This window comes from Bacillus sp. FSL M8-0077 (assembly GCF_038050255.1).
GTDB lineage: Bacteria > Bacillota > Bacilli > Bacillales > Bacillaceae > Bacillus > Bacillus altitudinis.
The window spans coordinates 1,688,608-1,707,113 of sequence record NZ_JBBPAF010000001.1 but is presented as its reverse complement, the minus strand read 5'-3'; the positions used below and the strand labels follow the sequence as shown (position 1 = coordinate 1,707,113).

12 protein-coding genes are annotated in these 18,506 nt (G+C 42.0%); all 12 read right to left on the bottom strand.

Features of this window, described 5'->3' with window-relative positions:
• Positions 1-30: 30 nt before the first annotated feature.
• The 12 genes from rimP to frr all read right to left on the bottom strand — a co-directional run bounded on the left by rimP (position 31) and on the right by frr (position 18,505).
• Positions 31-504: a ribosome maturation factor RimP gene (gene rimP / locus NST57_RS08740; protein WP_008344744.1), complete on the bottom strand. Its 474-nt coding sequence runs from the start codon at positions 502-504 to the stop codon at positions 31-33.
• Between the two features lie 241 nt (positions 505-745).
• Positions 746-1,876 (bottom strand): cellulase family glycosylhydrolase, encoded by a 1,131-nt coding sequence (locus NST57_RS08735; RefSeq protein WP_142155062.1) that lies wholly within the window; start codon positions 1,874-1,876, stop codon positions 746-748.
• A 20-nt stretch (positions 1,877-1,896) separates the two neighbouring features.
• The gene (locus NST57_RS08730) at positions 1,897-3,123 is read right to left on the bottom strand and encodes an endo-1,4-beta-xylanase (protein WP_142155061.1); all 1,227 of its coding nucleotides are present in this window, start codon (positions 3,121-3,123) and stop codon (positions 1,897-1,899) included.
• 79 nt (positions 3,124-3,202) lie between these two features.
• Positions 3,203-5,311, bottom strand: a complete 2,109-nt coding sequence (locus NST57_RS08725) for a glycoside hydrolase family 48 protein (protein ID WP_142155060.1) — start codon at positions 5,309-5,311, stop codon at positions 3,203-3,205.
• A 17-nt stretch (positions 5,312-5,328) separates the two neighbouring features.
• Entirely contained in the window at positions 5,329-7,179 is a 1,851-nt protein-coding gene (locus tag NST57_RS08720) for a glycoside hydrolase family 9 protein (protein WP_341298397.1), read from the bottom strand.
• Positions 7,180-7,598: 419 nt separating this feature from the next.
• Complete coding sequence (locus NST57_RS08715) at positions 7,599-11,912, bottom strand: PolC-type DNA polymerase III (RefSeq protein ID WP_445818785.1); 4,314 nt, start codon at positions 11,910-11,912, stop codon at positions 7,599-7,601.
• A gap of 75 nt (positions 11,913-11,987) precedes the next feature.
• Entirely contained in the window at positions 11,988-13,685 is a 1,698-nt protein-coding gene (locus NST57_RS08710; protein WP_142155057.1) for a proline--tRNA ligase, read from the bottom strand.
• 80 nt (positions 13,686-13,765) lie between these two features.
• Positions 13,766-15,031 carry an RIP metalloprotease RseP gene (gene rseP / locus NST57_RS08705; protein WP_139241394.1) on the bottom strand — a complete coding sequence of 422 codons (1,266 nt, stop codon included), beginning with the start codon at positions 15,029-15,031 and terminating at the stop codon, positions 13,766-13,768.
• 6 nt (positions 15,032-15,037) lie between these two features.
• Positions 15,038-16,189, bottom strand: a complete 1,152-nt coding sequence (gene dxr / locus NST57_RS08700; RefSeq protein WP_142155056.1) for a 1-deoxy-D-xylulose-5-phosphate reductoisomerase — start codon at positions 16,187-16,189, stop codon at positions 15,038-15,040.
• 39 nt (positions 16,190-16,228) lie between these two features.
• The gene (locus tag NST57_RS08695; protein ID WP_142155055.1) at positions 16,229-17,023 is read right to left on the bottom strand and encodes a phosphatidate cytidylyltransferase; all 795 of its coding nucleotides are present in this window, start codon (positions 17,021-17,023) and stop codon (positions 16,229-16,231) included.
• 12 nt (positions 17,024-17,035) lie between these two features.
• Positions 17,036-17,818: an isoprenyl transferase gene (locus NST57_RS08690; RefSeq protein WP_142155054.1), complete on the bottom strand. Its 783-nt coding sequence runs from the start codon at positions 17,816-17,818 to the stop codon at positions 17,036-17,038.
• A 129-nt stretch (positions 17,819-17,947) separates the two neighbouring features.
• The gene (gene frr, locus NST57_RS08685) at positions 17,948-18,505 is read right to left on the bottom strand and encodes a ribosome recycling factor (protein WP_008344764.1); all 558 of its coding nucleotides are present in this window, start codon (positions 18,503-18,505) and stop codon (positions 17,948-17,950) included.
• Position 18,506 lies beyond the last annotated feature (1 nt).

Genomic DNA, 18,506 nt, shown 5'->3' with positions numbered 1-18,506 from the left:
TTATGGTTCCCCCTTATATCAATGAAAAGGTTAATTGAACGAAACTGCTAATCTTGCGTTAGCGATTTTTTCGTATGGAATATTGATCTCTTTCTTTCTTGTCTTGATCTTCACTGTCACTGTTGCAATCTCACCATCAAAGCTTGTAAGCTCACCTTCAAATGCCTTTTCACCATCAATTGGTTCGTATGTTTTCATGAAAACATTTTTTCCAAGTGCTTTTTCAAAATCAGCTTTTTTCTTTAATGGGCGCTCCGCTCCAGGAGAGGACACTTCAAGAAAGTAGTTTTGGCTAATTGGATCTGCCTCATCAAGCTTTTCGCTTAAGGCTTCGCTCACTTTGGCACACTCCTCGATATCGACGCCTTTGTCAGAGTCAATAAATACGCGAAGGAACCAGTTTTGACCCTCTTTGACAAATTCAACATCAACGAGTTCAAGCTGTAAGCCATCTAAAATTGGCTGCACCATGTCGCTTACGATATCCACTACTTTTTTGCTCATTCTCTTCCTCCTTGTGCTTTCGATAAACGCTCTTATCAATCATTCTGCATAAAAACCCTGCTTTATTGTGAGCAGGGGGAGCAGAAAACGGATGAATAATGTCGAGACAAAAATTGCCTGTTCAATACAAAAGAGCGGGTTTCCCCACTCTTGTCTCGGTAATCGTTAGCATTTCCATAAAAACTATACCATATCCAATTTTTTTATGCAAATGAAGTTCCTTATAAACAGGCATTCTTCATCAGTTCTTTTCATTCATTCTTTTGGCGTGTTCACGAATAATTTCTGCCTCCCGGCTCTCCTTTAAAACTCGAAAACCGTCATAATCCGGGTAGAGGGAATCATCGTCTTGAATGCTTGTTAAAATCCAAAATTGGCTGCCTGCGCCTCCGAGCTGTTCAATTGTCTTCAGCCAGCTATCATATACATCAGGACGGGCGGTTTGATTTTGATAGCCAAACTCTTCTAATACAACAGGTTTTCCGATTGCGTTTCCTTGGGTGATATGATCTTTGATCCATTTCACTCCCCATGCAGCAGACTGATTCCAGTGATCCGGGTATAAATGATAGGTTCCATAATCAATATGAGGGAGAGCAGTCAAACGATCCCAATCAACACCTTCTCCTCCACTGTAAAACCAGTCGTCATGACCTGTTATGCGAAAGAACCCTTCGTCTCCTACAGCAACAAGATGATTCGAGTCAATTGATTTGATCCATGCACTCATTTCATCTGCCCAGTTTACTAGTATATCTCCCGAAGGGTCTGACTGAACGCGCGGCTCATTGGCGAGCTCCCATGTCATAATAGCAGGATCATCTTTATATTGAACACCTGAGTACGTATTGGTTCTCTCTAATACATAGCGCACATAGTTTTTGTAAGCTGTTTTTATACGAGAATCTGTATAAAAGTGATCATGTGATCCTGCCTGAAACCACTTCACATATTGATTCATCCCGCCAAAATCATCCCAATTGTTCACGAGCGGAATGACCAGCTTGATTCCTTCCTGCCCTGCTTTATGAATCGCATAGTCTAGTTTTTGAAAGCCGGATTCTTCATAAACGCCTGGACGAGATTGTAAGACTGAGTTTTCTTGAGGGGTGCCATCGTGAAATCCCCAAATACGAATAACCTTTAAATCCATTGCCTTCATATCGTCAAAAACAGCATCTACCATCTTTTTTGATTTGTAATGGAAATAATAATTATTTGTGCCAGCAAAGTAAAATGGGTGGTTGTTCAATACAAAATGTGTACCAGATGTTTGCACGTAGGAGGAGGCCTTTACGGTAAGTGAGAACCATCCTGCCCATAGCGTGATCAGTAGAATCAAACAAGACACCCGTTGAACCCATGTTTTCATTCCATTCTCCTCACAATCTCTTATTCTACTGGTACGATGATATCTAGTTGAAGAGGTGTTTGTTTAGTTGAGTCAAGTTCAATCGTCTGCTGCTGCAACATTTTACTTTCTTCACCGATTTGAACCTCATACGTCCCGTGAAATGCTGGGCATGTCACTTGGCCATTCGCATCTGTTTTGACCACTTTTTGTGTCGTCCACTCCTGTAGAAGCTTTTCATAACGCCTGCCTGCTTCATTTAACGACCAATCATGATTCACGATGGCTGCGTGCTCACCTCTCCAATGCGCACCTGCCCAAAATCCCCACATCAATACACCTTTTACGGCTGGATGACTAAAGGCAACCCGATATAAAGCTTCTAAGTTATCCGCTCGTCTATTGGCATCTGCATGAACAGAGTCATACTCTGTAACCCATATTGGCAGACCAAGCTCAGCAAGCACATCTAGTCTTTGTTTTACAACGACTGGATCTACTCGATCTGCAAAGTGACCTTGAACTCCAATGGCCTCAACTGGTGCCCCCAACTGACGAAGTTCATTGATATGTGCTTTATATGCATGATGTTCGCCGTATGAGATCACATTATAATCATTGACAAACAGCAAGGCTTGAGGATCTATTTTTTTCGTTTCTTCATACATCCACTTCCAAATCTGTTTCCCAAACCGGTCTTTAAAAAATGAACCATGCATCATTTCATTGTTTACATCCCAATGACGGAATTTCCCTTTGAAATGATTGCCTGCATGCTCAAGCCGCCTTTTCATGGCTTCATATACTTCGTGATTCGGTAATGATTTCAGCCAGTTTGGATTCGCATCCTCTACCTCCCAAAATAAGGCGTGACCTCTCACTGGAATTTGATGTCTATTCGCGAAATTCAGCATTGCATCTGCTTTTTCGTAGGTAATTCTCCCTCTTTCCGGCTCATTTGCATACCATTTCGCCTCATTTTCAAACACAGCCCAATTAAAATGTTGAACAAAAAAATCAGCGTAAGTTTGGTTGAATAACACTTGGTCATTCATCGCTGAGCCAAATGCAAATTCATGTCTGATTTGTTTTATTTCCACCTCTATTCCGGCAACTGGCTTTTGTTCCTTATTGATGACGTTTATGATAAGTTCCCTTTGTCTATGTTGTAAGATTCGATCATTTGCTTCTTTTCTCCAGCTTTGATTTTCTTGTTCCTCTGATCCGCCATTGAATGAATGATTCATAAATTCTTTCTTATTAACCATGATGACATCACCTTTGCTTTCTATTCATTTATCTTATGAGGAAACCGCCGGCTAAAAATGCCGGCAGCTGCACTAGGTTCTATTCGTTTATGAGACGATGGTATTCTGCATAAGCGGTAGCCATATCAACTTGCGACCAGAAACGGTGATAGGTGAAACTTGGCGCTCCGTTTTCCCATTTGCCTGTTGCTTCATTAAAAGATGCTTGATACTTACTCTCTAGTGCTGACCAAGCTGGGTCTTGCTTGATTTTCGGACGAAGATCTGCAAAGCTCGTATACACTCCGTTCCCTCCTCGCTGCGGGTCAGAAGGAATGGTGCTGGAACCAGGGATCTGATTTCCTTGACCAAATGTTCCATTCCAGCCATTTGGGAAGTACACTTCTTTTTTAAAGAAACGGTGGTAGTCTTCTCTGTCTTCCTCTGTAACAATCCCTACGCCATCATTGTAATTCCACGCAACCTCAAGGAGCTGTGCCGCTGCCTCTTTTGCTCTTATGCCAAGTGCTGTGTAGTTTCCTGTCTCTTTCTGTGTTGCAGCAGCAAAGAATGTGAGTGCTTTGATGAGACTGCCCAGTACACCAGTATCTTGAGTAGGATCTTTTGTAACTGCCGTTAAATTTGGATTACCTGTTGCAGATTGGAACCCGCTCCAAGTGTCAGGCTGGCCGCTCCATTCTATATTCCCAGGAATCCAAAACTCTCCAGGTGCACTCGTCGTAGCAACAGCAACATTTGTCCCCCCTAGAATTCTTTGACCCTGACCATCTAAAAAATATCCATCTTGATCCGACACAGGACGAGTGCCAATAAAAATATAATCTAGTGAATAGTTGACCCATTTTGTGATGACAGATTTGGCCATTTGGAAATTTTCAGATGTTTTGTCGCCATCTTTTGCAAAGATATAATAAAGCTCTGCTACACGCTCAATCGGCCATGCTTGCATTCCAAACCAGTTATTGGACGGAGGATCATGGTAAACAGGCGCATCTTCATAAGCCATATCATAAAATGTGCTTCTTCCTGCTGGATAAGCGCTATAGTCTCCATTCCAGCTGTTGGTAGCACCTCCTGCAATCGCTCCCTCTTTTGATTGAAGCCAGACGTAAAATTCAAGCTGTCTCTTTAACGTCTTTTCCCAATCACTTGCACCAGTCGGTGACGATGGCTTTAAGCCTCCCTTATCTGAGGATAAAGCGTAGGCAGCGACTGGGTTTTGATACCCTTGATGACAATGGCTCGCTCCGATACGCCATGACCAATTCGCATATTCTCCAAGTCCCCCGCCCCAAGAGGTATACCATGCCATTAAGTGATGACATGCACTTTTTCCATTTCCAGGATACGGATTACCTTGCTTGCCGCTTCCGATTGTTTGAAAATATTTATCGTACATTCCGTAACGAAGGAAATCACCCATCTTTTTCGCTTTATCAAGATAGGCTGACCCATTATAGCCAAGTTCCTTTGCCCAATACATTGCCTGTATCGCACGTGCATCAGCGTCCGTCGCATTTGTGTAGCGCCACTGGGCGGCTGGCGCTTGATTTTCTTTTGTGAACAAGCTCATGAAACCTTCATTGGGCTTTCCGGCCGTTTTATCATCTTGTGATGGATGAGGAATAGCCTCCCATACGGATTCTTGAGGACCCCGCTGGAATGTGTTTACATATGCGGCTGTATGTGATGGGTTGAGCAAATTCCCATATTCATACCAGTTGTCTACATCAAGAAGCCAGTGCATTAAATACGTTTCATTCGTTCCGTAAGTTGACCTCAGTTCATGATCAATCGGATCTTGACCAGCAGGGCGAGCACCCGTCAACTGGCTCGGATATTGATCTGGATATGGTTTTTCTGAAGCGTATGTGGCTGGGCTAGATGGATTGTAAGAGCTCATATGCGGCTGTTCGTCATGTCCATCTTCGTTTACTGGAATGATAAACTTCTCCATATTATCCCAAGCAGCTTCTAGTTTGCTCCAATCGCCTGTGTAATGCCCATACAATACTTCAAGCCATAACCAGTAGCTGTAAGCTTCTGAAGTTGTCATATGCCCGTAATCAGGCGCCTCGCAAATGAGTGTCTCAACGGAATGATACGGAATGCCTTCTTTTGAAAAATACCCATTCGCATCGTTTTTCATTTGATGATAAAGCGTTAAAAACCGTTCTTTATTTGTCATGTCCTCACCCTTTATATTTATTTATTCGGAAGCGTACCAAATGCTAAAATACCTTGATCAAAAACAGGAATTCTCGCTGTTTTCTGCATATTGGATGTTAATCCTTGAAAGGAATAATCATTTGAGGCATCCCATATATTCGCACCATTTGGCGCAGATAACCGGAACTGTATTTCCTTCTTATGAAGCGATTCGCCTCCTGGAAAAATAGCTACGCCAGTAAAATCGATTTCTGTAAAATAGATATGGGATGATGCGTCATACACCGTTAACGGAGATAAGGAAGCGCCTTCATTGTAGACAGCTGTCACTTGAATATCTTTATCAGTGAATCCCTTCGCAAATATCTCGCCCAGATTGACATAATATCTAAAAGAAAGTGATTGACTACTTCTTGCCGGCCAGCCTGATCGATTGTATAGAATGGCTTTGATCTGAGTAGATGTTGTATCGTTACTCATGACAGCTGCCTCTACAAAAAACTCATCTTCCACTTTTTCTTTAGGCGGAAAATTCGGCAGCTTTGACTGCCCCTGACCAAACAGCTGCACCATTTTGGCTACATTTCCAGTAAAGGCGGCATTATAGTCTGTTGCTACCTCGTTTGATACATAGTCAGAGATGTCATCGGTATACTGATCCTGTGCATTAGGCCCCCCAACAAGCGCTCCATAAAGCGTGTGCCGATGAGAAGAAGGAGTTGTCAGCTGATTAGACCATGAGCCATGTGCAGTTCGATGGTGTGGATGCATCGGCGGATTTTTGCCAAATCCAACGACATAGCTTCTATTTTGCGGATTATCCCCTAACATATAGTGTGTTTGCCTGATCGCAAACGTTTGATATCGATTCTTTTTTTCTTGGTCGGAGATCCAATCTGCGTATACAAACGCTAAAAATGCGGCATTTGCTGTATAACGAAGTGACCCCCATTGATCTAACCACGCTAGTCCGCCAGGCGTATAAGTGATTCTTTCTACTTTTCCATTTTGAACAAAACCCGTGGACCAATAATCGAGATTACGCTCTGTCGATTCGATAAATCTTTTCTCCTTTGTGATTCTCGCAAGTAAAATTTGCGAAGCAAAAAAGGTATTGTCCCACGACATCGTAAACGTATAATCCCAATCCTTCGGCCATTCTTCTACTGCTTTTAGTGCTTTGTTTAAATAGGTCTGGTCATTTGTCGCCAAGTACAGCCATATTCCACCCCAAATGAGCTCATCAATATAGCCGCTCCAGGAGTTATAAAATGGCTGCGCATTGGTGACACAATCTGTATACTCACCGCGATATTGGTCAGCAAATGCATAAAGCTGCTTTGCATGGGTGAGAAGCTTTGCTGCATATGGCGCGTCTGTTTCTTTAAAAATAATTGAACCCGCTGCTAAAGCGGCTGCGGTTTGTGCGGCTACTTCTGTTCCTGGGCAATGTTCATCAATTTTAAATGCCGGCCGGTTCATCGGCATCACTTCTGCTGGACCCCACCAGCCATGATCAGCGTTCCCATCACCTACTTGTGCCCAAAATTCATTTGGACCTGTATGGGCTTTCAAAAAATAATCGGTTGCCCACTTGATCTGATCTAACATATCATCAAGCAGCTCTGCCTTTTCGTAAGCTTCTCGGTACTCATAGACTGTCCATGCAAGCACGGCTGCAGAGTAAGCCATCGGAAGCCCAAACTTCACATGATCACCAGCATCGTACCAGCCGCCTGTTAAATCATGACCAACATCTTTCCCATCCTCTAGTCCAGAATCCCCTCGCCAGTTAAGACGATTGCTTTCAGGAAGCTTTCCGGAACGCTGGGCTTCGTAAAACAAAATTGATTTTTGAAGCACCTCTACATAGTTGTAATCTGACATGTACCTACTTCTCACCCTTTCTTTTTTTAAAACGTGAAATATTGAACAAGAAATGACCACCTCCTTGCCACTCCGTTCGTGTTTTGTACAGTGTTGAAAAGAATCAAGCGTGTTTCAAAAATGTGCATAGTAAACAGCCATCAGTTTGACGCTCACCGAGGGTTTTCTCTTGATTCTTCATGTGACTGTACCCAAAATGATCATATGTCGTATGAGAACATTTCAGACGGCTAAATTCTCTTTTAAGCTCTATTTAGGTAGAAAGAATGACATACAATCTCTTCTCTCAAAACACGACGTTAAATCAAGATATATGAACCAACAAGAAAATAATTCCAGTTAAAATATTTTAGTTTACATAATAATTTTATTGTATATATAAAAAGAACGCCCTTTAAGGGCGCTCTTCATTTTTCACATTAGAACAAAGAAAGCTGGTTTTGATCAGGAAGTGCTTCTAAGCAGCCTTGACGATCCAAATACTCAAGGATGGTCTTAGACACTTTTCCTCGTTTTTGTAAATCTTCTTTTGAAAGGAATTCACCATCTTGGCGTGCACGTACAATATTTAACGCAACGTTTGTTCCAAGTCCAGGGATGGAATTGAATGGCGGGATTAACCCGTCTCCATCAATGATAAACTCAGTGGCACTTGATCGGTATAGGTCTACTTTTTTAAAGTGATAGCCTCTTTCACACATTTCAAGTGCAAGCTCTAGTACAGTTAATAGGTTCTTCTCTTTCGGTGATGCATCAAGACCTTTTGAGTTAATATCGTCCATGACCGCTCGAATCGCATTCGATCCTTTTGTCATCGTTTCGATATCAAAGTCATCTGCACGAACGGTAAAATAAGCCGCGTAGTACAGAAGTGCATGGTGCACCTTGAAATAAGCGATCCGAACGGCCATTAATACATAAGCAGCCGCGTGGGCTTTAGGGAACATGTATTTAATCTTTTTACAAGAATCAATGTACCAGTTTGGTACGTTATTATTCTTCATTTCTTCTTCCCATTCAGGAGGAAGCCCCTTCCCTTTACGAACAGATTCCATGATTTTAAAGGCGAGTGACGGCTCTAAACCTTGATAAATCAGATATACCATAATATCGTCACGACAGCCAATCACTTCACTTAGTTCACACGTTTTATTATGAATCAGCTCTTGGGCGTTGCCGAGCCATACATCTGTACCGTGAGATAGACCAGAGATCTGAACAAGCTCAGAGAAGGTTGTTGGTTTTGTATCCTCAAGCATCTGACGAACAAACCTTGTGCCAAACTCTGGGATACCAAGTGTTCCCGTTTTACATCCAATTTGTTCTTCTGTGACTCCAAGAGGTTCCGTTCCTTGGAAGATTTTCATGACCTCAGGATCGTCTGTCGGAATCGTTTTTGGATCAATTCCGCTCAAGTCCTGAAGCATCCGAATGACCGTTGGATCATCGTGCCCAAGAATATCTAGTTTCAGCAAGTTATCATGGATTGAATGGAAATCAAAATGCGTCGTTTTCCAATCAGAACCTGTCGCATCTGCTGGATATTGAATTGGTGAGAAATCGTAAATGTCCATATAATCCGGCACTACGATAATACCGCCTGGATGTTGGCCCGTTGTCCGTTTGACCCCTGTACAGCCCTGTACGAGCCGGTCAATTTCAGCACCTCTCATATGAAGGTTATGATCTCCTGCGTAGCCTTTCACGTAACCATATGCCGTTTTTTCTGCAACGGTACCGATTGTACCTGCGCGGTATACATACTCTTCACCAAACAGCTCTTTCGTATAGTTATGGGCAATCGGCTGATATTCTCCTGAGAAGTTCAAGTCGATATCAGGCACTTTATCTCCTTTAAAACCTAAGAACGTTTCAAACGGAATATCGTGTCCGTCTTTTTTATACGGCGTGCCGCATTCAGGACAGTCTTTATCAGGAAGGTCAAATCCTGAGCCAACCGATCCGTCATTAAAGAACTCAGAATGCTTGCAGTTTGGACATACATAGTGCGGCGCAAGCGGGTTCACTTCTGTAATCTCTGTTAATGTCGCAACGAGGGATGAACCAACTGATCCCCTTGAACCAACTAGATATCCATCATCAAGTGATTTTTTAACAAGCTTATGAGAAATTAAATAAATAACAGCAAAACCGTGACCAATAATACTCTTTAATTCTTTCTCTATTCGGTCTTCTACAATTTTCGGTAAATTGTCACCGTAGATGCTGCGAGCCATGTTATAGCTCATTTCCCGAATTTCTTCATCTGCACCTTCGATTTTTGGTGTATAAAGGTCGTCTTTGATTGGTTTAATACTTTCGACCATCTCAGATACTTTTTGCGTATTCGTCACGACAATCTCTTTCGCCTTTTCGTCCCCTAGGAAAGAGAAGGCTTCTAGCATTTCATCAGTTGTTCTAAAATGAACTTTTGGCAGTTCATTACGGTTAAGCGGATTCGCCCCGCCTTGTGATGAAATTAAGATTTTCCGATAAATTTTGTCTTCTGGATGCAGGTAGTGCACATTTCCAGTCGCCACGACTGGTTTATTCAGTTTTTCACCAAGTTTCACAATGTTTGTGATGATCTCTTTTAATGCACGTTCATCCCGAACAAGCTCCAGCTGGAGTAAATGCTGATACACTTCTGGCGGATGAACTTCTAAATAGTCGTAAAATGCGGCAATGTCTTCTACCTCATCAGGTGACTTCTGCATCATCCCTTCAAACACTTCACCCTTATCACAAGCAGACCCAACAATTAAACCTTCTCGACATTTCTCAAGCTGTGAGCGAGGGATACGCGGCACACGATAGAAATAATGAATATGAGAAAGTGAAACAAGCTTAAATAAATTCTTTAGACCCGTCTCATTTTGTGCAATCACCGTTGCATGGTAAGGACGTGAGCGCTGATACGCATTGGACTGCCCCATGTTTTCATTCAATTGATCGTGGTAGGCAATCTCTTTTTCAGCCGCATCCTTTAGCATCTTCAGCATGAGGTACCCAGTTGCTTCAGCATCATAAATCGCCCGGTGATGCTGCGTGAGTTCAATATCGAACTTTTTACACAGCGTGTTCAGCCGGTGATTTTTAAATTCAGGATAAAGGAATCGGCCAAGTTCTAGTGTATCAATGACAGGGTTTGACGCTTTATCTGTTTTTAACAGTCGCTTATATGCTGCATTTAAAAAGCCCATATCAAAGCTTGCATTGTGAGCAACAAGGATATCTTGTCCAATCCACTCTTTGAAATCCCGAACAACATCGACCACATCTGGTGCATCTCTCACCATGTCATCCGTGATACCGGTTAATTCAATGGTTGTCGCTGATAACGGATGATGAGGATTTGCAAATGCCTCAAAGCGGTCAATGATTTCCCCGCCTTTAATTTTCACGGCTGCAAGCTCAATGATCGTATCATAAACAGCAGAGAGTCCTGTTGTCTCAACATCAAATACGACAAACGTCGCATCTTCTAACAAGCGGTGCTCTGGATTATACGCAATCGGCACCCCGTCGTCGACTAAATTGATTTCCACCCCGTACATCATTTTAATGCCATGCTTTTTACTTGCTGCATACGCATCTGGAAAGGACTGTACAACGGCGTGATCTGTCAGGGCAATGGCCTCATGCCCCCATTTTTTTGCTTGTTCAACAAGTCTACCGATACCAGTAACAGCATCCATCTGGCTCATTGGAGAATGCAAATGAAGCTCAATGCGCTTTTCTCCCTCTGGTGCAGTATCTTCTTTCAGCTGAGGTTTCATTTCATTGACGTCATTTGCGATCATGACAAGATCTCTCACAAACGTATCGTTTTGAATGCTTCCTCTTGCTTTGACCCACATCCCTTTTTTCAAGGATTTCATGAGCTGAGCATCTTCTTTTTCTCTCGCAAACATTTTGATCAAAATACTATTCGTATAATCGGTGATTTTAAAGATACAAAGGGTTCTGCCGCTTTTTAGTTCGCGCGTTTCTGCATCGAACACGTACCCTTGGACGGTGATTCGTCTTTCTTCGTCCATAATACTATCAAGCGTACGTATTTCTTCATTGTCTTTAATTTGATAGCCAATCATCAGAGGGCCAGAAGGAGCTTCCTCTTGATCCTCACTTTCCTTCTTCTCCATCTCAACAAGGGCTTGCATGGCTTTTTCTTGATCTTCAGCAAGTTTTTGTTCTCTGAACTTCTGAATCTCTTGATCTGATACAAAAATTTCTGTATCAAATTGAAGTTCTGGAAAACCAACTTGTTTAAATGCAGCCTGAAGCATTGGGCTGTATTTCTTCTTGATGGCCAGAGCCTCAGTTTCGCTTTTTGTTTTGATGATGATCTTATGTCCAGACAGCGCTGGTTTTTGCTGTTGAAGCAAGCTGATGATTGGGGGAGAAATTCCTTGAAGCTCTTCCACACAATGTGACCAATACGATTGAACGAGCTCTTCAGATATGTGCGGATCATTGACTTCAATCGTACAAGTGACTTGTGCGATATGAGAAAATGCATTTGTCAGCCTGCTTAAAAACATTGCATATACTTTGTAAGGTAAAAGCGCCTTAAATTTAAATTGGAAATGCCACGTTTTTGCCGCCTTATGCACCGTCAATTTGACGATCTCGCCTTCTTCAAAGTAACGACTGAGGTCATCATCTGTCATTTGAATCTGATTGAGTAATATATGAAATTGCCGCCGGGTAATCGGTAATTGTTCATCCAAGACAGGACCCTCCTTTTGCAAATCAGAAAGGTACCTCTTTTTTGCAGGAGGTACCTTCATTTTTTTGTTCGTTTTTTATGCTTGGCGTATAAATGAAATCAGTTCATCAACAGATACTTCGTGTGATTCACCTGATTTTCTGAATTTCACTTCGACAATACCTTCTTCTGAACGTTTCCCGCAGCTAATGCGAATTGGCAGTCCAATTAAATCACTGTCGGCAAATTTGACGCCTGCACGCTCTTGGCGGTCATCGAAAAGGACATCATAGCCCTCTTCCTGTAAACGCTCATACAGCGTTTCAGCCAGTTCCTTTTGTGCATCGTTTTTCATATTTAAGGCAAGTAGATGAAGATCATATGGCGCAACTGTTTCTGGCCAAATAATCCCCTTGTCATCATGATGCTGTTCAACAATTGCAGAAAGGGTTCTAGAAATTCCAATACCATAGCAGCCCATGATCATTGGCTGCGCACGTCCATTTTCATCGAGGTATGTTGCATCCATTGCCTCTGAATAACGCGTGCCTAGTTTAAAGACTTGTCCTACTTCAATTCCTTTTGCAAACTGGATCGTGCCTTCACCATCTGGAGAAACGTCTCCTTCTTGAATCAAGCGAAGATCTGTATATTCCTTTACTGACAGATCACGAGTAGGATTGACATTGACATAGTGATAATCCGATTCATTTGCACCTGCAACTGCATTTGTCATTCCTTTTACAGCGTGGTCTGCATAAATCGTTACTTCCGCTTCAAGTTTCACCGGTCCAACAAATCCTGGTTCTGTTCCGATCACGTCTAGTACTTCCTCACGTGAAGCAAGCTCTACAAGCTGTGCTCCAACTAAGTTCTTCACTTTCACATCATTTACTTCATGATCGCCTCTTGTCAAGATAAGTACATACGCGTCGTCCGCTTTAAACAAGACAGATTTGATACATGTAGAAGGAGCCACTTCTAAGAATGCCGCAACATCTTGTATCGTCTTCACCTGCGGCGTGTGAACTTTCTCAAGTTCTTTGAAGTCCGCAGGGTTTGCTTCTTCTCCGTGATACACAGCCTCAGCCATTTCAATGTTCGCAGCGTAAGAAGAGGTGTCAGAGTATGCGATTGTATCTTCCCCTACTTCTGACAGTGCCATAAACTCATGTGTATCTTTTCCTCCCATTGCACCAGAATCGGCAATGACTGGTCTAAAGTTAAGACCTACTTTTGAAAAGACATTTGAGTAAGCTGTAAACATTTTGTTGTATGTGTCATCAAGGCTCTCTGATGAAGAGTGGAATGAATAGGCGTCCTTCATAATAAATTCACGTCCGCGCAATAACCCAAAGCGAGGTCTTTGTTCATCACGGAATTTAGATTGGATTTGATATAGTGTCAAAGGAAGCTTTTTATACGATTTTACTTCACTGCGTACGAGTGATGTGATCACTTCTTCGTGTGTTGGGCCAAGTGCAAACTCGCGGCCGTGGCGATCTTTCATACGCATGAGTTCTGGACCGTATGTATACCATCTTCCTGACTCTTGCCACATTTCTGCTTGCTGTAGCACTGGCATTAACAGCTCAGCTGCTCCCGCCTTTTCCATTTCCTTGCGAACAATAGATTGAATGTGCTGAATCACTTTATGTGCTAGCGGCAGATAATGATAGATACCGCTCGTGTTTTGTCTAATAAATCCAGCTCTTACTAAAAGCTGATGACTTTTTGCCTCAGCATCTGCCGGCACCTCTCGAAGAGTTGGAATGAAAGTCAAGGATTGTCTCATGTCGTTACACCTCATTTAAGAAATAGGACTTCTCACAAAAACTCTTGTTTCCCAGAATGAGAAACAAGAGACATTGGTTTTTATAAAAATAATCGCTGGATGTCATTCCATGTCACTACTAGCATTAATAGCATGAGGAACGCAACACCAATGAAGACAACAAGTGCCTCTTTCTCACGATTAATTGGTTTGCCGCGAATGGCTTCAACGAATAGGAAAAGTAATCTTCCTCCGTCTAATGCAGGAATCGGTAATAAATTCACGATCCCTAAGTTGATACTAAGAAACGCAGCAAACTGCATTAATGTTAACACACCTTGTTTCGCTACTTCTCCTGTCATGTCATATATTCCAACAGGGCCTGCAAGCATATCTAATGAAAATTGTCCGGTGACAATCTTTTGCAAGTTCGTTAAGATGAGACCTGCTGTAGATATCACTGTAGTTCCTGAGGATGAAATGACTTTGAGAAAGCCATTTTCCGTTGGTGGATAAGAGCCAAAACGGCCAATGGTTTTTCCTTCTGCCTTCACAGCTTCCGGTACAACTTGAATGGTGCTTTCTTTGCCATCTCGGTCAATGACGACATTCATTTTTTTATCTGGGTTTTTTTGAACCGTTTGAACAACGTCTGTCCAAGAATTCATTTTATCCCCGTTAATTGAAACGATTTGATCTCCCTGCATAAGCCCAGCTTGCGCTGCCCGGCCGTCTTTTGTCAGCTTACCAAGTACAGGATCATCCACGGTTACACCTTGAATAAATCCTAAAGCCACTAGAATCACATATGCCAGGATAAAGTTCATAATCGGTCCAGCTGCAATGGCTTTAATACGCTGCCATACTGTTTTTGAACCAAACTGACGATTGTATGGCGCAATTTGAATTTCTTCGCCATCTGCAATATAGAAGCTTGTTTGGCTTACATTGTAGCCAGTGAGAATGTCTTCATTTCCAGCCTCATATCCTGAAATTCTCATCGCATGATCTAAATCAATTTGTTCAACTTCAATGACAAGTGCATCAGGATATTTCTCTTTATCATTTAAAATGATTTTTTCTACTTCATTTTGCTCATTGAATAAGAGCCCTACTGTATGACCCGGTTTAATTTCAATGACTTCAGGGTCTTCTCCAGCCATTTTAACAAATCCGCCGATTGGCAGAAGTCTGATGGTATAGACGGTTTCTTTTCGTTTAAAGGAGAAAATCTTCGGTCCAAAACCAATTGCGAACTCGCGGCATAAAATGCCTGCGCGCTGCGCCATAATTAAATGGCCAAGCTCGTGGAAAAAAACGAGCGTTCCAAAAATAATAATAAACGCAATCACTGTATTCACGAACATACCACCTTATGCGAGGATTGATTGAACAAAGTCTCGTGTATCTTTGTCCACTTCATGGATATCTTGCAAACTAGGCGTTGAAATCACATGATGTCTGTTCAGTGCCTTTTCAATCAATTCTTCAATTTGCAGGAACGTTACTTTGCCTTTTAAAAATGCATCAACAGCTATTTCATTGGCTGCATTAAGCACAGTCGGCATTGTCCCTCCTATTTTACCTGATTCATAAGCAAAATGTAAGCAGCGATACCTGTCAAAATCCGCTTTTTGGAAATTTAATTGTCCAATCTCCCAAAGGTTCAATGATTTCGCTTCTTTTAATGGCGCTCTATCAGGGTAAGTGAGCGCGTATTGAATCGGAACCCTCATGTCAGGTGTACCTAACTGAGCCATAACACTTTTGTCATGGAATTCCACCATGGAATGGATGATGCTCTCTTTATGTAACAGCACATCAATTTGATCGTATGGGATATCAAACAGCCAATGCGCCTCAATCACCTCAAGCCCCTTATTCATCATGGTCGCTGAATCGATCGTGATTTTTGCGCCCATGGACCAGTTCGGATGATTCAGCGCTTCTTCAACCGTTACACCTTCAAGCTCCGTGCGTTTTTTATCTCGGAAACTGCCGCCTGAAGCTGTGACGATTAAGCGTTCAATGTTTTTAGCTTGTTCACCTTGCAGGGATTGAAAAATAGCGGAGTGTTCACTATCGACAGGAAGTAAAGGCACGTCATACTTTTTGGCGTACTCTTTTACTATATGACCAGCTGTCACAAGTGTTTCCTTATTTGCAAGTGCGATCGTCTTTTTTTGTTCAATGGCTTTTAATGTCGGCACAAGTCCGACACTTCCTACCAGTGCATTGACCACAACATCCACTGCATCATAGGTCGCTGCTTCGATATTCGCTTCATCACCCGCAGCCATTTTGACATCGTATTGAAATGAATGACCTTTTAACGTGCGATAGGTCTCTTCGTCTACACATCCAACGAATTCAGGCTGAAATTGTTCAATGATGGGGATGGCCTTGTCTATATTTCTGCCAAACGTCATCGTTTTCAACTTGAATTTGTCTGGATGCTGCCTGATCACATCTAATGTTTGTTCTCCAATTGATCCTGTTGCGCCTAATAGCGAAATATATTTCAAATTGCCACTCCTTCTCTCGTTCAATTAGTTTCTATGAGGTTAGCTGGCAAACGTGGCCAGCAATAAATATAAAAACGGCAGAACGAATAAAAAGCTGTCAAACCTGTCCAAAATTCCGCCATGACCCGGAAGTATTGTCCCTGAATCCTTCACATGGTAATGACGCTTTAAAGCAGATTCAACAAGGTCGCCAAGCTGTCCAAAAATACTGAGCAAAAGAGTAATAAATATAACAAGCAGATATGATGGCAAAAATCCTGTAACCGCCTGAAACACAAGTGACAGCACGACCGCTGTGACGATTCCACCGATAAATCCTTCTACTGTTTTGTTTGGGCTGATCTCTGGCCAAAGCTTTCGTTTCCCCATAGATTTCCCAATAAAATAGGCACCTGAGTCAGTCGACCAAATAATCACCGCTGCGAAGAAGATCGCACTCATGCCATACAAGCCTCTAATTTGAATAAAATAATAGAAACTAACGCCAATATATAATGTGGCTAATATAACAAAAGCAACCTCATCGAATGTGAAAGAGTTTTTGCTCAGAACTGTATAAGTTAAAAGGATTAAGACTGCAAATAAAGCAATCTGCATTTTTGATGCGTCTACGTTCGGGAAGAAGCTATTTTCTCCGCCCATTAACAGCCAAAGCAAAATTAAGCTGACAATGCCAGGAAAGCTGAAAATCGAAATCTTTTTCATTCTAAGAAGCTCAAAGAGAGCGACACTTCCCATTAAATAAATCAGCAGGGTAAATGGCATTTGTCCATAAATCACTGCAAGTAAAAACACTGCAGCTGCCAGAACACCCGTCAAAATTCTTTGTTTCATCTGCACCACCCTCTAAATTCCACCGAACCTCCGGCCGCGGCGCTGGTACTCTCCGATAGCGCCTATGAGATGCTCATCAGAAAAGTCAGGCCAAAGCACATCCGTAAAGACAAACTCGCTGTACGCAATTTGCCAAAGCATAAAGTTGCTCAATCTAATTTCTCCACTCGTGCGAATAAGCAAATCCGGATCTTGAAGAGATTCTGTCATTAAATAAGCTGAAAACATCTCTTCTGTGATGTCTTCTGCTTGAAGCTTGCCTTCTTTGACTTTTTCAGAAATTTGTCTGCATGCAGAAATAATTTCTGTCCGTCCTCCATAATTGAGCGCAAAATTTAAAATGAGTCCGTCATTATTCGCCGTACTCTTCACTGCGTTCTCTACCGCTTTTTTTGTATGCTGCGGGAGGCCGTCTGGATCTCCTGTTAAACGTACACGGACATTTTCCTCGATGAGTTCAGGCAGATAAATGTTTAAAAATTCTTCAGGAAGCTTCATTAAAAAGTCTACTTCTAGTTTTGGACGTTTCCAATTCTCTGTAGAGAAAGCATACAAAGTCAACACTTTGACATTCAGCTCATTTGCAAGCTTTGTCATGCGCTTGACGACTTTCATTCCTTCATGATGTCCTGCTACCCGTGGAAGAGCACGTTTCTTCGCCCATCTTCCATTCCCATCCATGATAATGGCGATATGTTCAGGAATTTCTCCATTTAATATGTCTTCTTTTGTCAGGCTTTCTAAGTTGGAAGCTGCTGTTTGCTGATTCTTCCAATTTTTGAGTATATTGAGCATGAGATTCCTCCATCACCCAAAAAGGTTGCGTTCCCGCTATTAATATAGTCCTCAACAGTATTAACAAAAAAACCCCCTGTAAACATGAAGAGGGTCTTTTCACTATTATCTATTGTACATAGTTTTTTCTTAAACTTCCATGATTTCTTTTTCTTTATCTTTTGTCACTTCATCAATTTTAGCGACATATTCATCTGTCAATTTTTGAACATCCTCTGTAGATGACCTTAATTCATCTTCAGTGATCTCCCCATTTTTCTCTAGCTTTTTCAATTCATCGTTTGCATCACGACGAACGTTACGAACAGCTACTTTTGCTTCTTCTGAGTATTTTCTCACAACTTTTACAAGTTCTTTACGTCTTTCTTCTGTTAGTGCTGGGATCGCAATACGGATCACGTTTCCGTCACTTGTTGGTGTGATACCAAGATCAGACTTTTGGATCGCCTTTTCGATATCACCGATCGCTGTTTTATCGTAAGGTGTGATAATCAGCATACGTGCTTCTGGCACTGTAATTGACGCAATTTGGTTAAGTGGTGTTTGTGCGCCATAGTAATCCACTGTTACTTTGTCTAAAAGGGAAGCATTAGCTCTGCCCGCACGGACAGTTGCTAGTTCACGTCCATATGCTTGAACGGCTTTTTCCATTTTTTCTTTTGTTTGGTTCAACACTTCTTTTGACACG

Excerpts from the sequence above, each read along its gene's own strand:
- rimP (WP_008344744.1), bottom strand. The coding sequence starts at position 504 with ATGAGCAAAAAAGTAGTGGATATCGTAAGCGACATGGTGCAGCCAATT.
- NST57_RS08735 (WP_142155062.1), bottom strand. The coding sequence starts at position 1,876 with ATGAAAACATGGGTTCAACGGGTGTCTTGTTTGATTCTACTGATCACG.
- NST57_RS08730 (WP_142155061.1), bottom strand. The coding sequence starts at position 3,123 with ATGGTTAATAAGAAAGAATTTATGAATCATTCATTCAATGGCGGATCA.
- NST57_RS08725 (WP_142155060.1), bottom strand. The coding sequence starts at position 5,311 with ATGACAAATAAAGAACGGTTTTTAACGCTTTATCATCAAATGAAAAAC.
- NST57_RS08720 (WP_341298397.1), bottom strand. The coding sequence starts at position 7,179 with ATGTCAGATTACAACTATGTAGAGGTGCTTCAAAAATCAATTTTGTTT.
- NST57_RS08710 (WP_142155057.1), bottom strand. The coding sequence starts at position 13,685 with ATGAGACAATCCTTGACTTTCATTCCAACTCTTCGAGAGGTGCCGGCA.
- rseP (WP_139241394.1), bottom strand. The coding sequence starts at position 15,031 with ATGTTCGTGAATACAGTGATTGCGTTTATTATTATTTTTGGAACGCTC.
- NST57_RS08695 (WP_142155055.1), bottom strand. The coding sequence starts at position 17,023 with ATGAAACAAAGAATTTTGACGGGTGTTCTGGCAGCTGCAGTGTTTTTA.
- NST57_RS08690 (WP_142155054.1), bottom strand. The coding sequence starts at position 17,818 with ATGCTCAATATACTCAAAAATTGGAAGAATCAGCAAACAGCAGCTTCC.